The following is a 13,826-nucleotide window of genomic DNA, read 5'->3' as shown; positions in this document are numbered from 1 at the left end:
GCGGCCCGCTCGCGGGTCAGCGCGGCCGTACCGGCTGACGCAGTACCGTGCGGAGCTTCTCAGGCGCCGTGCGCCGGGCATCGCTCAGGTAGATCTCGTGGTGGTCGCCGGCGAAGGTCAGCCCGTGCTCGGGCATGAACTCGTCATGCAGTCTGGCGAGCGTCGGCGCTTCGTCGTCGTACGAACCGAGGTGCAGGATCTGCACGCATCGCCCCTCGTGCAGCCGCCGGAGCTCGAGACATTCGATCGCGTCGCGCAGCTCGCTCGGCGCCTTCTCGAGGGCCCGGGCGCGGGCGGCCTCGAGGTGGGCCCCGTCGAGCCAGTCGGGCTGCACGAGGAGCATCGTCCAGCTCCACGCCGACTTGTCCCGGGTGACGAAGCTCGCGGGGTCGTCAGCCCGCCACAGCCCCTCGAGCGGCGCGACCACGAAGTCACGGCCGAGTTCGCGTTTGCTCAGGAACTTGAGCGGGTACGCCGTCGAGTACAGCGCCTGCACGCCGGCCGCGTACTCGGGCGCCGTGTTCGGGTCGCCGTGCCCGTCGATCGCGAGCACCTGCATCGGCGGCACCTCGACGAACTCGAAGCGGGTCGCGCTCGGTGCGTACAGGGATCGGAACTCGCGCTTGACGTCGTACTTCGCGTCGTACTTCGCCTCGGCCATCAGAACGCCGACAGCAGCGCGCTCTGCAGCAGCGTCGCCACGAGGGTCGCGAGCGCCGCCCCGCCGAGCGCCACTCCGGCGCCCGCGCGAGCCCGCCCCGGACCGCGCCGAACCAGCACGATGAGGCCCGTCGCCACGGCGACGATGGCGCACATCGCGACGAGCACGCCCTGCACGAGGTGCACGACGTTCAGCAGCGTGACGAGATCGGCCGATCCGCCGGTGGTCGAGTAGATGAGGGGCAGCACGAGCTGCACGGCCACCTGCAGCGCGACGATCACGAGCCCCGCGACGAGCGACACGACGGCGAGCGCCGCCGAGGGCGGCGGCGCCGGGGACGGGTACTGCGGCTGCACGGACGGCTCTCTGGCGCTCATGGGCCTCATGATGCCGCATCCGGGGTGCCCGGTCGAGGGGCAGAGCTACCCGTCCACCGTCCGCAGGTGCACGCGCTCGCCCTGCGCGCTCAGCAGGTTCAGCACCTCGGCGGGCTCGAGCGAGGCGCTCACCATGCCGTGCGGCACCCGGGTGTCGAACTCGGCGGCCTCGCCCGGCTCGAGCACGAGCTCCTCGTCGCCGAGCGCGAGCCGCACGCGGCCGCTGAGCACGTAGATCCAGTCGTATCCGCCGTGCGTGCGCTGCGGCACCGGCGACTCGGACGGATGGCCCGGCAGCACCATCTTGTACGCGTGCAGCCCAGGGGTGTCGCGGGTGAGCGGGATGATCGCCTTCCCGTCCCGGTAGAAGGGTTTCGGCCGCACCCGCGGGTCCGCGATCTGCGGCGCGCCGACGAGGTCGTCGAGACTCACCCGGTAGGCGGTGGCGAGCCGCATCAGCAGGTCGAGGGTCGGGCGGCGGCCACCCGATTCGAGACGCGAGAGGGTGCTCACCGAGATGCCGGTGCGCTCGGAGAGCTCGGCGAGGGTCGCCTCGCGGCGCTGGCGGAGCGCCCGCAGCCGCGGTGCGACGGCGTCAAGCGAACGCTCGAGCTCCCATTCCTGCGTCATCGTCGCCTCCCGTCGCGCACATTTGCCACTTCGGCAAACCAGCTTGCCGCATCCATCCAGCCGCCGCAGGATCGGATGCATGGAGAACCGCACCCAGCCTCAGTACGACGTCGTCATCGTCGGCGGCGGCCCCGCCGGCCTGAGCGCCGCCCTCATGCTCGGGCGGTCCCGTCGGCGAGTGCTCGTCGTCGACGAGGGCCGCCCCCGCAACCGCTTCGCCGGGCACATGCACGGCGTCCTCGGGCGCGACCACACCTCCCCGCTCGAGCTGCTGGCCGAGGGGCGACGGGAGCTCGGCCGCTACGACGGCGTCGAGGTGCGGGACGGCGCGGTCGTCCGCGCGACGCGCAAGGCGGACGCCGACGCCGACGCCGAGGCGACGGGCTTCCTCGTTGAGCTCGACGACGGCACGACGGTCACCACCCGCCGTCTGCTCGTCACGAGCGGGCTGCGCGACGAGCTCCCCGAGGTCCCGGGCCTCGCCGAGCTCTGGGGCCGCGGCGTCTTCGTCTGCCCGTACTGCGACGGCTGGGAGGTGCGCGACCGTCGCATCGCCGTGCTCGCCGGCGAGCAGCCCAACCCGCACCAGGCACAGCTCATGCGCCAGCTCTCCGACGACGTCGTCTTCCTCACCGGCGGCCGCCCGATCGACGACGCCACCCGTTCCGGCCTGCTCGCCCGCGGCATCCGCATCGAGGAGCGCCCGCTCGCCCGCGTCGAGACCGATGCAGAGGGCGAGCTCGCCGCGCTGGAGCTCGCCGACGGCGAGACGATCCCGGTCGACGCGCTCCTCGTCGCGCCCGTGCCCGCCCCGCTCGACGGCCTCCTCCGCGCGCTCGGCGCCGCGCACGCCGAGCACCCGATGGGCGGCTCGTTCGTGGTCGTCGACGCGATGGGGCGCACGGACGTCCCCGGGCTCTGGGCCGCCGGCAACGTGACCGATCCGCGCTCCTCGGTGCCGTTCGCGATGGCGGGCGGCAACTTCACGGGCGCGGCGATGAACGCCACGCTCGTCGAGGAGGAGATCGCGGCGGCGATCGCCGCAGCCGCCGATGCCTCCTAGGCGGGCAGCCGCGGCACCACGAGCGGCGTGCCGGTGTGCGGGTCAGGCACGATGGTGCACGGCAGACCGAACACCCGCTCGACGAGTTCCGCCGTCAGCACCTCGCCCGGATCGCCCGTCGCGACGACCTCGCCGTCCCGCATGACGACGAGGTGGTCCGCGTAGCGGGCGGCCTGATTCAGGTCGTGCAGCACGGCGACGAGCGTGCGGTCGCCCGCCCGGTGCAGGCCGCGCAGCAGCTCGAGCAGCTCGTACTGGTGCGCGATGTCGAGGAAAGTGGTCGGCTCGTCGAGCAGGAGCAGCGGCGTCTCCTGCGCGAGCACCATCGCCACCCAGACCCGCTGCCGCTGCCCGCCGGACAGCTCGTCGACCGGCCGGCCCGCGAGCTCGGCGGTGTTGGTCGCGGCGAGCGCGGCAGCGACGGCAGCCTCGTCGGCGACGCTCCACTGCCGGAAGAGCCCCTGATGCGGATGCCTCCCCCGCGCCACGAGGTCGGCCACCGTGATGCCCTCCGGCGCGATGGAGCTCTGCGGCAGCAGGCCCAGACGCCGGGCGACCTCCTTCGCCGGGTACTCGGTGATGGCACGGCCGTCGAGCACGACGCGCCCCGCGGCGGGGGCGAGCACCCGGGCGAGCGCCCGCAGCAGCGTCGACTTGCCGCAGGCGTTCGGTCCGACGACGACGGTGAAGGAGCCGGTCGGGATGTCGAGGGAGAGCCGCTCCGCGATCGTCCGCCGCTCGTAGGCGAGGGTGACGCCCTCGGCCGCGAGGCGGGCCGGCGAGGCATCCGCAGCACCCGAGACCTTCGTCGTCCCGGTCGTCGTTCGGGTCATCGTCGTCTCGCTTCCGTGATGAGCAACCAGATCAGGTAGACGCCGCCGACGCTCACCGTGACGACGCCGACGGGCAGCTGGGTCGGCGCGAACAGTCGCTGCGCGGCGTAGTCGCTCGCGGTGAGCAGCAGTGCGCCCATCGCCGCGGCGCCCGCGAGCGTCACGCCCGCCGAGCGGCTGAGCCGTCGCGCGAGCTGCGGGGCGGCGAGCGCGACGAAGGCGATCGGCCCCGCGGCGGCGACCGAGGTCGCGGTGAAGGCGACGCCGAGCACGACGAGCACGAGCCGGGTGCGCCCGGTGCGCACGCCGAGCGCGGTCGCGGCGTCGTCGCCGAGCTCCAGCAGGTGCAGGCGGCGGCTCATCGCCGCGGCGACGGCCCACAGCACGAGCAGCACGGCGGCGGCGGGCACCGCCTGCGCCCAGCCGACCGCGTTCAGCGAGCCGCTCGACCAGGCGGCCGCGGCGAGCGCGACGTTCAGCTCCGCGCTGAGGATGAGCCAGGTGTTCAGCGAGGCGAGCATGGCCGCGACGCCGATGCCGACGATGATGAGGCGGAAGCCGTGGAAGCCGCGCCGGTAGGCGAGCAGGTACACGACGACGGCCGTCGCGAAGCCGCCGAGCAGCGCACCGGAGGCGGTCGCGAGGTAGCCGGTGCCGCTCGTGATGATGACGAGCAGGCCGCCGGTGTAGGCGCCGGTGTCGAAGCCGATGACGTCGGGGCTGCCGAGCGGGTTGCGGGTGATCGACTGGAAGATCGCGCCCGCGGCGCCGAGCGCTGCGCCGAGCATGAGCGCGAGCAGCACCCGCGGCAGCCGCCAGTCGAGCACGACGAGGTTGGTGCGGCGGTCGCCCTGCCCGAGCAGCGCGGCGACGACGTCGCCGAGCGGCACGACGAAGTCGCCGGTGCCGAGGCTGACCACGCCGACCGCGAGCGCCGCGGCGAGCAGCGCGGCGACGACGAGCGCGTGGCGCACGCCGATGCGGATGCCGAAGCCGCCGCCGGCCGAACGGAGCACCACCGCGCGGGCGGGCGTCTGGACGCTCACAGCCCGCTCACCCGCCGACGGCGCACGAGCGCGATGAGCACCGGCGCGCCCACGAAGGCGGTCACGATGCCGACGGGCAGTTCGCCGCTCGGCAGCACCACGCGCCCGGCGACGTCGCTCGCGAGCAGCAGCACGGGGGCCGCGACGGCGCTGCCGGCGAAGATCCAGCGCTGGTCGGGCCCGGTGAACCAGCGCACCGCGTGCGGCACCATGAGCCCGACGAAGCCGATCGGGCCGGCGGCGGCGGTCGCCGCCCCGCAGAGCAGGGTGACGGCGACGATCGACACGATCCTGGTGCGCACGATGCGCGAGCCGAGTGCGACGGCGAGCTCGTCGCCCAGCGCGACCGCGTTGAGGGGCCCGGCGGCCCAGGCGGCGAGCACGAGTCCGGCGAGCACGAACGGCGTCACCCACGCCAGCAGCTCAGGTGGGGCGACGACGATGCTGCCGGCGTTCCAGCCGCGCATGCGGTCGAAGACCTCGGGCAGGAGCAGGGTGATGCCGCTCGTGATCCCGGCGAGGAACGCCCCGATCGCGACGCCGCCGAGGGTGATCCGCAACGGCTCGGGCCCGCCCCGGCCGGCGCTGCCGATGAGGTACACGCCGACGGTCGCGATGATCGCGCCGCCGAAGGCGAACCACACCGTCGCCCCGAGCGAGGTGAGCCCGAACGCCGCGGCCCCCGCCGTCACGGCGAACGCGGCGCCGGCGTTGACGCCGAGGAGGCCGGGGTCGGCGAGCGGGTTGCGGGTGAACGCCTGCATCACCGCGCCGGCGACGCCGAGTGCCGCCCCCACGAGGATGCCGAGCAGGGTGCGCGGCAGGCGCAGCTCGCGCACGATCGTCCCGGCCTCGTCGGCCGACCCCCCGATCGCGGCGAGCACCTCGGCGATCGACAGTCCCTTCGATCCGATCGCGAGGCTGAGCGCGACGCATCCTGCGAGCACGCCGAAGGCGACGGCGAAGCCGAGCGCCCGACGCCCGGCGAAACCGGTCGGCGTGCGCCGGACCGCCTGGGTCACGACCATCGGCGGCTCAGAGCCCGTGCGACTCGAGGACTGCGACGTACTCGTCCTGCAGCTCCTCCTCGTCGCGGGACTCGTCGTCCCACATTTCGCTGAGGCGCGTCCGCACGTCCTCGGGCAGCGCCTCGTAGCGCTCGTGCCACTGCTCGGCGCGCTCGACCCAGTAGCCGACGACCTTGTACGCGGTCGGCGGCAGCTTGAGCTCGTGGCGCAGGTACTTGCGCACGGCGCGGGTCACGGCGCTCTCGCCCGCCACCCAGACGTAGCCGGGCGTCTTCGGCAGTTCGCTCGCCCGCACGATCTCCTCGAGCCGGCTCGGGGCGTGCCCGTTGCCGCCGTGCACCCAGGCGAGCTCGACGTTCGCGGGCAGCTCGGGGCGGTGCTCGTCCTGCTCGCCCGAGACCTCGAGCACGAGCCTCGTGCGGACGCCGGCGGGCGCCTGCTCCGCGAGCCGCACGGCGGCAGGGAGGCCGGTGGCGTCCGCGACGAGCAGCTGCCACTCGATGCCCTCGGCGGGCGCGTACAGCCCGCGCGGCGTGTTCACGCCGACGACGTGGCCGGGCTCGGCGCCGAGCGCCCAGGTGGCGGCGATGCCGCCCTCGTGCACGACGAAGTCGATGACGAGCCGGCCGGCGGGCCCGTCCCACTCGCGCACGGTGTAGGTGCGCACCTCGCAGGGCTCGACGCCCTCGGGGAACTCCCAGTAGCCGTCGTCGGTGGCGACGGGCAGCTGGGGCTCGGCGTGCCCCTCGGCCGGCAGGAACAGGCGCAGGTACTCGTCGCCGACGCCCGAGGAGACGAAGCCCTCGAGGCCGGGGCCGGTGAACACGATCCGGATCATGCCGGGCGTGAGGCGGCGTACTTCGGCGACCTCGACCCGGTGCACGAGGTTGACCTCCGGGCGGCTCATCCGAGCAGCGCCTTCGCGATGACCTCGAGCAGGGCGGTCTGCCCGCTCGGCGAGCCGTAGCTCATCTCGTAGTTGTAGGGGAACACCTGGCCGTTCGCGACGGCGGGCAGCGAGGTCCACAGCGCGTTCGACTTCAGCGCGGTCTCGTCGGTGATGAGGCCCGTGCCGTCCTCCGCGACGCCGGTGAAGATCACGTCGACGTCGGCGAGCTCGCCGAGCTGCTCGTGGCTGAGCGCGCGGCCCTCGCTGTCGGGCTTCCCGTCGCCGTCGCTGTCGGCGACGGTCGAGATCGAGAGGCCGAGGTCCGCGAAGACGAGGCAGGAGATGCTGTAGCAGCCGACCTGCACCTGCTCGTCCCAGTAGGAGGCGTCGGCGACGACGGGGTCGAGGCCCCGCTCGTCGAGTTCTGCGCGGATCTCCGCGACGCGGGCGTCGTAGGCGTCGACCCAGGCCTGGTGCTCGGCCTCCCGGCCGAGGTCCTTCGCGATCTGGGCGAACTTCACCCGCCAGTCGCCGCCGTCGAAGCCGTTGTAGGTGTACGTGGGCGCGATCGGGGTGAGCTGCTCGTGCAGATCGGTCTCGTAGCCGATGCCGTTCAGGATCAGATCGGGGCCCACCTCGAGGATCTTCTCGAGGTTGAACTCGGGGTAGTTGTGGAAGGTGCCGATGCCCTCGAGCTCCTCCTGCGGGAAGAACGTCGGGAAGCGGTCGAAGTCGTCGCGGATCGGCTGCTCCTTCGCGAGCGGGATGCCGAGGGTGATGAGCATGTCCACGTCGGTCGTGTAGAAGCCGAGGGCGGCCTTCGGCTCGGCGGGGAGCGTGACCTCGCCGTACTCGGTGTCGACGGTGATCGTGTCGCCGGCGGCGTCGTCGGCCGCGGAGGATGCGGCGCAGGAGGCGAGGAGCAGGGTGGCCGCGACGGCGGCGGCGGCGCGGAGTGCGCGCGTGGATGCGATCTTCATGTGACCTTCACTGGATGCGGGGGTGACGGCGTCCGGCTTAGCTTAGGCTTACCTAAGAGCGCCGACTTCGATCCTGCATCACGCGGATGTCGCGCGACCGCCATCCGATGCGGCGAACGCGACAGCTTGACCCGATGCCCCGGCGAACGCCCCCGGCGTCGTGCCGAACTCCCGCCGGAACGCCTGCACGAACGCGCTCGCCGTGCGATAGCCGACCCGCCGCCCGACGATGCCCACCGGCTGGTCGGCGGCGAGCAGCTCCACCGCCACGCGCATCCTCGCCTTGGTGCGCCAGTCGGCGAAGGTGAAGCCCGTCTCCTGACGGAACAGCCGGGAGAGGTTGCGCTCGCTCGCGCCGACGAAGGCGCCCCACTCGTCGAGCGTGCGGCCGTCGGCCGGATCCGCGAGCACCGCGTCGGCGACCCGGCGCGTGCGGTCGTCGTCGGGCATCGGCAGGTCGAGCCGGGTGAGGTCGGCGCGCTCGAGGAGGCGCACGAGCAGCTGCTCGCCGAGCGCCCGCGTCTCGGGGTCGAGCGGCTTCGTCTCGAGCTCCTCGAAGAGCGCGCGCACGACGACGGGCACGGCGACGGCGCCCGCATCCGAGCGGGGCGCCGGCAGGCTCGTCGGCAGGTAGCTGCACGCGAACTCGGTGCCGGACCCCGCGGTCACCCGGTGCGGCAGCCCGGCGGGGATCCACAGCCCGACCGTCCACGGCACCGCGTGCACCCCGCTCGGCGTCTCGACGACGAGCGAGCCGCGCGAGCCCCACAGCAGCTCGTGCCGGTCGTGCCGGTGCCAGCCCCACTCCTCGTCGCGACGCACGACGAAGGAACTCGTCATGATCCCGTCGACCCGGACGGGCACGTCCAGCACCTGTGCGGGGAGAGCCTGGCGGGCAGGCGACATTCTTCGGCTCCTTGTCGCTGAACTGATCAGGTGAGGCTATCCTAAGCTGTCGATCGTGCCTGCGACGACCCCCGCCAGGCGGCCGCCACGCAGCGAGCGGGCGATCGCCACCGTGTTCCGCCGCCGCCGACTCCTGGTCGCCGGCTCCATCGCCGGGCTCGTCGGCCACCAGATCGCCGAGGCCCTCGTGCCCGTCGTGATCGGCCTCGTCATCGACCGCGCCATCGCCCCGAACGACCCCGTCGCCCTCGCCTGGACGCTCACCGCCCTCGGCGTCGTCTTCGTCGGCCTGCTGCTGTCCTGGCGGCTCGGCGAGCTCGCCTCCGTGCGCGCGAGCGAGTTCGCCGGCCGCGACGTGCGGCTCGGCCTCGTCTCGCGCCTGCTCTCCCGCCGCGGCTTCGCCGCGCCGCGGAGCCCCGGCGAACTGCTCAGCATCGCCGGCACCGACGTCGACCGCACGGCCGGCATCGTCTGGGTGCTCGGCAGCGGCGGCGCGCAGCTCGCCGCCGTGCTCACCGCCGCGATCGCGCTCCTCGCGATCTCGGTGCCGCTCGGCATCCTGGTGCTCGTGGCCGCCCCCGTGCTCGTCACGGTCATGCACGTCGTCACTGCGCCGCTCGAGCGCCGGATGGCGAGCGAGCAGGCCGCGGTCGCCGCGGCGAGCGCGACGGCCAGCGACCTGCTCACGGGCCTCCGCACCATCGCCGGCCTGGGCGCCGAGCAGGCCGCGGTGGATCGCTTCGAGCGCGTGAACCGGCGCTCGCTCGACGCCGCGACGCGCGCTGTCTCGGCGAAGGCGGCGTACACGGCGGCGAGCCTCACCGGCTCCGCGCTGCTGCTCGCGGCGATCGCCTGGGCCGCGGGAGCGGAAGCGCTGGCGGGCACCATCAGCATCGGCGAACTCATCGCCGTGCTCGGGCTCGCCCAGTTCGTCACCTGGCCGATCGGCGGGCTCGCCTTCGTCGCGGCCGAGCTCGCGACGGTCCGCGCGTCGGCGAAGCGCGTCGACGGTGTGCTCGCCGCGGAGGCGGCGGTGGATGCCTCGCCAACACCGACCGCCGCCCCGACCCCGCCGGCGACCTCCCACGGCGCCGAGCTCGTGCTCGACGGCCTCGCGACGCCGCACCTCCCCGCGCTCTCCGCGGTCGTCCCGGCGGGCTCGGTCACCGCGATCCGGGTCGCCGACCACCTCGCGGCCCGCGAGCTCGTCGAGGTGCTCGCCGGCGCCCGCACCCCCAGCTCCGGCCGGGTGCTCGTCGACGGGGTGCCGCTCGAGGCATCCGCCGTGCCGGTGCTCGCGCCGCCGCACGAGGCGACCCTGTTCGCCGGCACGCTGCGCGACAACCTGGAGCTGCACTCGACGCTCGACGACGCACGCCTCGACGAACTCGTACGCGCCGCCGCGCTCGACGACGTCGTCTCGGGAGCGGGCGGACTCGAGCGGCCGGTCGGCGAGCGCGGCTACAGCCTGTCGGGCGGGCAGCGGCAGCGCGTCGCGCTGGCCAGGGCGCTCGGCCGGGACGCCGCGGTGCTCGTGCTGCACGATCCGACGAGCGCCGTCGACGCCGTCACCGAGGCCCGCATCGCCGAGCGGCTGCCCGCCGCGAGGTCCGGGCGCACCACCGTGCTCGTGTCCGCGAGCCCCGCGCTCGAGCGCCTCGCCGATCGGCTGGTGACCGCGTGAGCACGACCCCGCTGCCCGTCGCCGGCCCTCGCGAGACCCGCCGCGAGCTGCGCCGGCTGCTTCGCGGCCGGGCCGGCGCCCTCACCCTCGCCGCCGCCGTGCTGCTGCTCGCCGCCCTCGCCGGCCTCGCCCTGCCCGCCGCGCTCGGCGGGATCGTCGACGCGGTGCTCGGCGGCGACCCGGGCACGCTCCTCCCCCTCGTGCTCGTGATCGCCGGCGTCGGCCTCGCGAACGCCGTCCTCACGGGGCTCGGCCGGGCGCTCGTCGCGCGCCTCGGCGAGCGCGTGCTGGCCGAGCTGCGCGGGCTCGTCGTCACCCGGCTCATCCGCCTGCCCGCGACCGTGGTGGAGCGGGCCGGCCGCGGCGACCTCGTGTCGCGCGCCTCGACCGACACGCGCATCGTGGGCGACGTCGTGACGAACGTCGTCCCGGCCTTCGCCTCCGCGGGGTTCACCGTGGTCGTGACGCTGGTGGGGCTCGGCGCCCTCGACTGGCGCTTCGCCGTCGCGGCCCTCGCGGCCGTGCCCGTGCAGCTCCTCGCGCTGCGCGCCTACCTGAAGCGCGCCCGGCCCGTGTATCGCGCGGCGCGCGCCGCCGAGGGCGAGCGGGCGCAGCGCATCCTCGAATCGGTCGACGCGGCCGAGACCGTGCGCGCCTACGGCGTCTCCGCCGAGCGCGAGGGCGTCGTCGACGAGGCGGCGCTGCACTCGGTCGAGCTCGAGCGTCGGGCCGCGCGGGTGAGCGTCGGTTTCTGGAACCAGCTGAACCTCGCCGAGTTCCTCGGGCTCGCGGCGGTGCTCGGGGCGGGCTTCCTGCTCGTCGGCGCGGATCTCGCGACGGTGGGCGCCGCGACGACGGCGGCCCTCTACTTCCACGCCCTGTTCGGCCCGGTCGGGCAGGTGCTCGGCAGCATCGACGAGCTGCAGAAGGCGGCGGCGGGGCTCGCGCGCCTCGTGGGCGTGCTCGAGCTGCCGGAGCGCGGCCGCCGGCCGGCGTCCGCACGCGGGGGTGCTGCGAGCCTCGAGTTCGATCACGTGGGCTTCGCGTACGACGGCGTCACCGCCCTCGACGGGGTGAGCTTCGACGTCGCCCCGGGCGAGACGGTCGCCCTGGTGGGCGCGAGCGGCGCGGGCAAGAGCACGGTCGCCGCGCTCGTGCTCGGTTCCCTCGAGCCGGAGCGCGGCCGGGTGCTCGTCGGCGGGATCGACGCGGGCGCGGCGACGGCGGGGACGCGGATGCCGCGCATCGGGCTCGCCGGCCAGGAGCCGCACGTCTTCGCCGGTCCGCTCGCGGACGACCTCCGGCTCGCCCGCCCCGGTGCGGGCGACGAGGAGCTGCGCGCCGCGCTCGACGTGGTGGGGGCGCTCGGCTGGGTGGACCGGCTGCCGGAGGGGCTCGGCACCGTCGTCGGCTCCGGTGGGCACCGGCTGACGATCGTCGAGTCGCAGCAGCTCGCCCTCGCCCGGCTGCTGCTGCACGACCCGGCGGTGCTCGTGCTCGACGAGGCGACGGCCGCCGCGGGCGGCGACGGCGACCACGTGCTCGATCGGGCGATCGCCCGCGTCGCCGCCGGCCGCACGACGATGACGATCGCGCACCGCCTCGACCAGGCGGCCCGCGCCGACCGCGTCATCGTGCTCGACGCGGGCGGCGTCGTGGAGCAGGGCCGGCACGAGGAGCTCGTCGCGGCCGGGGGCGCGTACGGCCGGCTCTGGGCGGCATGGTCGGACGGGCGTTCCGACTAGCTGTTGCGTCCGCGCAACCACGTACGGCGCGGGGAATCCGCGGCGCTTCCGGGGGTTCTCCGGATGCCGGGCGGTCTCCCCGCGCCCCTAGCGTTCGAGCCATGACCGCTGAACCCGCCCGCCCCGCCACCCGGATCGCCTGGCTCTGGGTGCTGCTCTCCTCGCTCGGCATCGTGGCCTTCGCCGTGACGCCGTACCTCACGGCGTCACTCGCCTCGCTCGCCGAGTCCCCGGCGGGCGGGCTCGCCGGGCACTACGCCGGGCAGCCGCCGCTCGTGCAGGCCGTCTTCTTCGCGCACATCGTGGGCGGCGGTGTCGCCCTCGCGCTCGGCCCGCTGCAGTTCTGGCGCGGGCTTCGCGAGCGGATGCCGCAGCTGCACGGCTGGATCGGCCGGCTCGCCCTCGGCGGCGTCGCGGTCGGCGGCGTCGCCGGACTGCTGCTCGCGCCCGTGAACTCGGCCGGGCTCGTCGGGCTGTTCGGCTTCGGCGCCCTCGCGGTGCTCTGGCTGGCCACGGCCGTGCTCGGCTACCGGGCCATCCGCCGCGGCGACGTCCCCACCCACCGGGCGTGGATGATGCGCTGCTTCGCGCTGAGCTACGCCGCCGTGACGCTGCGGCTCTGGCTGCCGCTGTTGATCGTCGCGCAGCTGCCGTTCACGAGCGGCGCCTTCGACTTCGACGCCGCGTTCCAGAACGCCTACGCGGCGGTGCCGTTCTTGTGCTGGCTGCCCAACCTCGTCGTCGCGGAGTGGCTCATCGCCCGCCGCGGCTTGCCCGGGCTGCGCTTCGCGCGGGCGGCCGCGCCCCTCGAGAAGATGGAGGCATGGATCTCATCGTGATCGGCGCCGGCGCCTGGGGGCTGCCGGCCGCGGCTGAGCTCGCCGAGCGCGGCCACCGGGTGACGCTCGTCGACCGCTACGGGCCGGGCAACCCGTTCTCGTCCTCGCACGGCCCGACGCGGATCTGGCGGCTCGCCGACCCCGATCCCGCGAAGATCCGGATGACGGCGGCGAGCCTCGCGGCCATGGAGCGCCTCTCCGCGATCGCGGGCGAGCCGGTGTTCCTCCGTCGCGGTCTGCTCTGGCGCGACGAGGCGGCCGCGCTCGACGCCTTCGAGCTCGCGCTCGCGGCGCAGCACGTCGCCTTCGAGCGGCTGCCGTCGGCGCGGGTCGGCGAGCGCTTCCCCGGACTCGTGCCGGACGGCCGCGACGCGCTCTGGACCGCCGAGGCGGGGCCGGTGCTCGCCGAGGCGTCCCTCGGCGCGCAGCGCCGCCGCTTCGAGCGGGCGGGCGGCGAGCTCGTGCTCGCCCACGTCGTCGGCCTCGACGAGACGCCGGGCGGCGGGCAGCGGGTGCGCCTCGCCGACGGGCGCGCGCTCGAGGCGGAGCTCGTCGTCGTCGCTCCCGGACCGGGCGCTCCGGCGCTCGTCGCGGAACTCGGCCTCGACGTGCCCCTGCGCCCGCACCTCGAGCAGGTCGTGCATGTCGTCGACCCCGCGGTGCCGGACGACGGGCTGCCCGACCTCATCGACATCGCCGCCGGGGATCGGCCGACGCTCTACGCGATGACCACCCCGGGCACCGGCTACAAGCTGGGCCTCGACGCGCCGCTCCGCGACGTCGTGTGGGGCGAGGACGAGGACCGCGAGCCGGATGCCGCGCGCACGGCGTTCCTGCTCGGCTACGCCCGCGAGGCGCTCGGCATGCGCGGCGCGCGGGTCGTCGACGCGAAGGTGTGCAGCTGGACGGATTCGCCCGACGGGCGTTTCGTCATCGGCTCGCCGCGAACCGGGGTCGTGCTGGCCTGCGGCGACTCGGGCGAGGGCTTCAAGTTCTCGGCGCTCATGGGCCTCGTGCTCGCGGATCTCGCCGAGGGGCGGGCGCCCGAGCTCGATCTGGAGCCGTTCCGGCTCGACCGCTTCAGCGGGGCGGATGCCTCGGGCCTCGAGTCCCCCACCTCGCTCGGCACGGCGTCCTGATCACCC

General features: G+C 74.7%; 14 protein-coding genes. 5 read left to right on the top strand and 9 right to left on the bottom strand.

The window, feature by feature from the left end:
- Nucleotides 1-16 precede the first annotated feature (16 nt).
- Genes IEY71_RS13580 through IEY71_RS13570 form a run of 3 tightly spaced genes read right to left on the bottom strand, consistent with a single transcriptional unit; the run spans nt 17 to nt 1,668 of the window.
- Nucleotides 17-661, bottom strand: coding sequence for a GyrI-like domain-containing protein (locus IEY71_RS13580; RefSeq protein ID WP_189085842.1), 645 nt, complete (start codon nt 659-661; stop codon nt 17-19).
- Entirely contained in the window at nt 661-1,038 is a 378-nt protein-coding gene (locus IEY71_RS13575; protein WP_189085841.1) for a hypothetical protein, read from the bottom strand. Before IEY71_RS13575 ends, IEY71_RS13580 begins: the two co-directional genes overlap by 1 nt.
- A 45-nt stretch (nt 1,039-1,083) precedes the next feature.
- Nucleotides 1,084-1,668, bottom strand: a complete 585-nt coding sequence (locus tag IEY71_RS13570; RefSeq protein ID WP_189085840.1) for a helix-turn-helix domain-containing protein — start codon at nt 1,666-1,668, stop codon at nt 1,084-1,086.
- Nucleotides 1,669-1,747: 79 nt separating this feature from the next.
- On the opposite strand from IEY71_RS13570, the gene IEY71_RS13565 reads away from it, so the two are divergent.
- Nucleotides 1,748-2,731 (top strand): NAD(P)/FAD-dependent oxidoreductase, encoded by a 984-nt coding sequence (locus IEY71_RS13565; RefSeq protein ID WP_189085839.1) that lies wholly within the window; start codon nt 1,748-1,750, stop codon nt 2,729-2,731.
- Here IEY71_RS13565 and IEY71_RS13560 read toward each other — a convergent pair.
- The 6 genes from IEY71_RS13560 to IEY71_RS13540 all read right to left on the bottom strand — a co-directional run bounded on the left by IEY71_RS13560 (nt 2,728) and on the right by IEY71_RS13540 (nt 8,413).
- Nucleotides 2,728-3,564 carry an ABC transporter ATP-binding protein gene (locus IEY71_RS13560; protein ID WP_189085838.1) on the bottom strand — a complete coding sequence of 279 codons (837 nt, stop codon included), beginning with the start codon at nt 3,562-3,564 and terminating at the stop codon, nt 2,728-2,730. The two genes, IEY71_RS13565 and IEY71_RS13560, sit on opposite strands and share 4 nt — an antisense overlap.
- Nucleotides 3,561-4,610, bottom strand: a complete 1,050-nt coding sequence (locus tag IEY71_RS13555) for a FecCD family ABC transporter permease (RefSeq protein WP_229781741.1) — start codon at nt 4,608-4,610, stop codon at nt 3,561-3,563. The genes IEY71_RS13560 and IEY71_RS13555 overlap by 4 nt, the downstream gene beginning before the upstream one ends.
- A complete protein-coding gene (locus IEY71_RS18410) occupies nt 4,607-5,638 on the bottom strand; it encodes an iron chelate uptake ABC transporter family permease subunit (protein WP_229781740.1) in 1,032 nt (343 codons plus the stop codon). The genes IEY71_RS13555 and IEY71_RS18410 overlap by 4 nt, the downstream gene beginning before the upstream one ends.
- A 7-nt stretch (nt 5,639-5,645) precedes the next feature.
- Nucleotides 5,646-6,545: a siderophore-interacting protein gene (locus IEY71_RS13550; protein ID WP_189085837.1), complete on the bottom strand. Its 900-nt coding sequence runs from the start codon at nt 6,543-6,545 to the stop codon at nt 5,646-5,648.
- Nucleotides 6,542-7,507, bottom strand: coding sequence for an ABC transporter substrate-binding protein (locus IEY71_RS13545; RefSeq protein WP_189085836.1), 966 nt, complete (start codon nt 7,505-7,507; stop codon nt 6,542-6,544). Before IEY71_RS13545 ends, IEY71_RS13550 begins: the two co-directional genes overlap by 4 nt.
- A 78-nt stretch (nt 7,508-7,585) precedes the next feature.
- On the bottom strand, nt 7,586-8,413 hold the full coding sequence (locus IEY71_RS13540) for a helix-turn-helix domain-containing protein (protein WP_189085835.1): 828 nt from the start codon (nt 8,411-8,413) through the stop codon (nt 7,586-7,588).
- Between the two features lie 55 nt (nt 8,414-8,468).
- On the opposite strand from IEY71_RS13540, the gene IEY71_RS13535 reads away from it, so the two are divergent.
- The 4 genes from IEY71_RS13535 to IEY71_RS13520 all read left to right on the top strand — a co-directional run bounded on the left by IEY71_RS13535 (nt 8,469) and on the right by IEY71_RS13520 (nt 13,820).
- Complete coding sequence (locus tag IEY71_RS13535) at nt 8,469-10,097, top strand: ABC transporter transmembrane domain-containing protein (RefSeq protein WP_189085834.1); 1,629 nt, start codon at nt 8,469-8,471, stop codon at nt 10,095-10,097.
- Nucleotides 10,094-11,842, top strand: a complete 1,749-nt coding sequence (locus IEY71_RS13530; protein ID WP_189085833.1) for an ABC transporter ATP-binding protein — start codon at nt 10,094-10,096, stop codon at nt 11,840-11,842. Before IEY71_RS13535 ends, IEY71_RS13530 begins: the two co-directional genes overlap by 4 nt.
- A gap of 101 nt (nt 11,843-11,943) precedes the next feature.
- The gene (locus tag IEY71_RS13525) at nt 11,944-12,681 is read left to right on the top strand and encodes a DUF2306 domain-containing protein (RefSeq protein WP_189085832.1); all 738 of its coding nucleotides are present in this window, start codon (nt 11,944-11,946) and stop codon (nt 12,679-12,681) included.
- Nucleotides 12,666-13,820: an FAD-dependent oxidoreductase gene (locus tag IEY71_RS13520; protein ID WP_189085831.1), complete on the top strand. Its 1,155-nt coding sequence runs from the start codon at nt 12,666-12,668 to the stop codon at nt 13,818-13,820. The genes IEY71_RS13525 and IEY71_RS13520 overlap by 16 nt, the downstream gene beginning before the upstream one ends.
- The last annotated feature ends 6 nt before the right edge of the window (nt 13,821-13,826 follow it).

It is taken from the genome of Agromyces mediolanus, assembly GCF_014648575.1.
Lineage (GTDB): Bacteria > Actinomycetota > Actinomycetes > Actinomycetales > Microbacteriaceae > Agromyces > Agromyces mediolanus.
Note: the sequence above shows the minus strand (reverse complement) of the source record. Positions and strands in the feature narration are given on the sequence as shown.

Coding starts and splice junctions, on each gene's coding strand:
- IEY71_RS13525 (WP_189085832.1), top strand. CDS start 11,944: ATGACCGCTGAACCCGCCCGCCCCGCCACCCGGATCGCCTGGCTCTGG.
- IEY71_RS13520 (WP_189085831.1), top strand. CDS start 12,666: ATGGATCTCATCGTGATCGGCGCCGGCGCCTGGGGGCTGCCGGCCGCG.
- IEY71_RS13560 (WP_189085838.1), bottom strand. CDS start 3,564: ATGACCCGAACGACGACCGGGACGACGAAGGTCTCGGGTGCTGCGGAT.
- IEY71_RS13545 (WP_189085836.1), bottom strand. CDS start 7,507: ATGAAGATCGCATCCACGCGCGCACTCCGCGCCGCCGCCGCCGTCGCG.
- IEY71_RS18410 (WP_229781740.1), bottom strand. CDS start 5,638: ATGGTCGTGACCCAGGCGGTCCGGCGCACGCCGACCGGTTTCGCCGGG.
- IEY71_RS13575 (WP_189085841.1), bottom strand. CDS start 1,038: ATGAGCGCCAGAGAGCCGTCCGTGCAGCCGCAGTACCCGTCCCCGGCG.
- IEY71_RS13580 (WP_189085842.1), bottom strand. CDS start 661: ATGGCCGAGGCGAAGTACGACGCGAAGTACGACGTCAAGCGCGAGTTC.
- IEY71_RS13570 (WP_189085840.1), bottom strand. CDS start 1,668: ATGACGCAGGAATGGGAGCTCGAGCGTTCGCTTGACGCCGTCGCACCG.
- IEY71_RS13550 (WP_189085837.1), bottom strand. CDS start 6,545: ATGAGCCGCCCGGAGGTCAACCTCGTGCACCGGGTCGAGGTCGCCGAA.
- IEY71_RS13565 (WP_189085839.1), top strand. CDS start 1,748: ATGGAGAACCGCACCCAGCCTCAGTACGACGTCGTCATCGTCGGCGGC.
- IEY71_RS13540 (WP_189085835.1), bottom strand. CDS start 8,413: ATGTCGCCTGCCCGCCAGGCTCTCCCCGCACAGGTGCTGGACGTGCCC.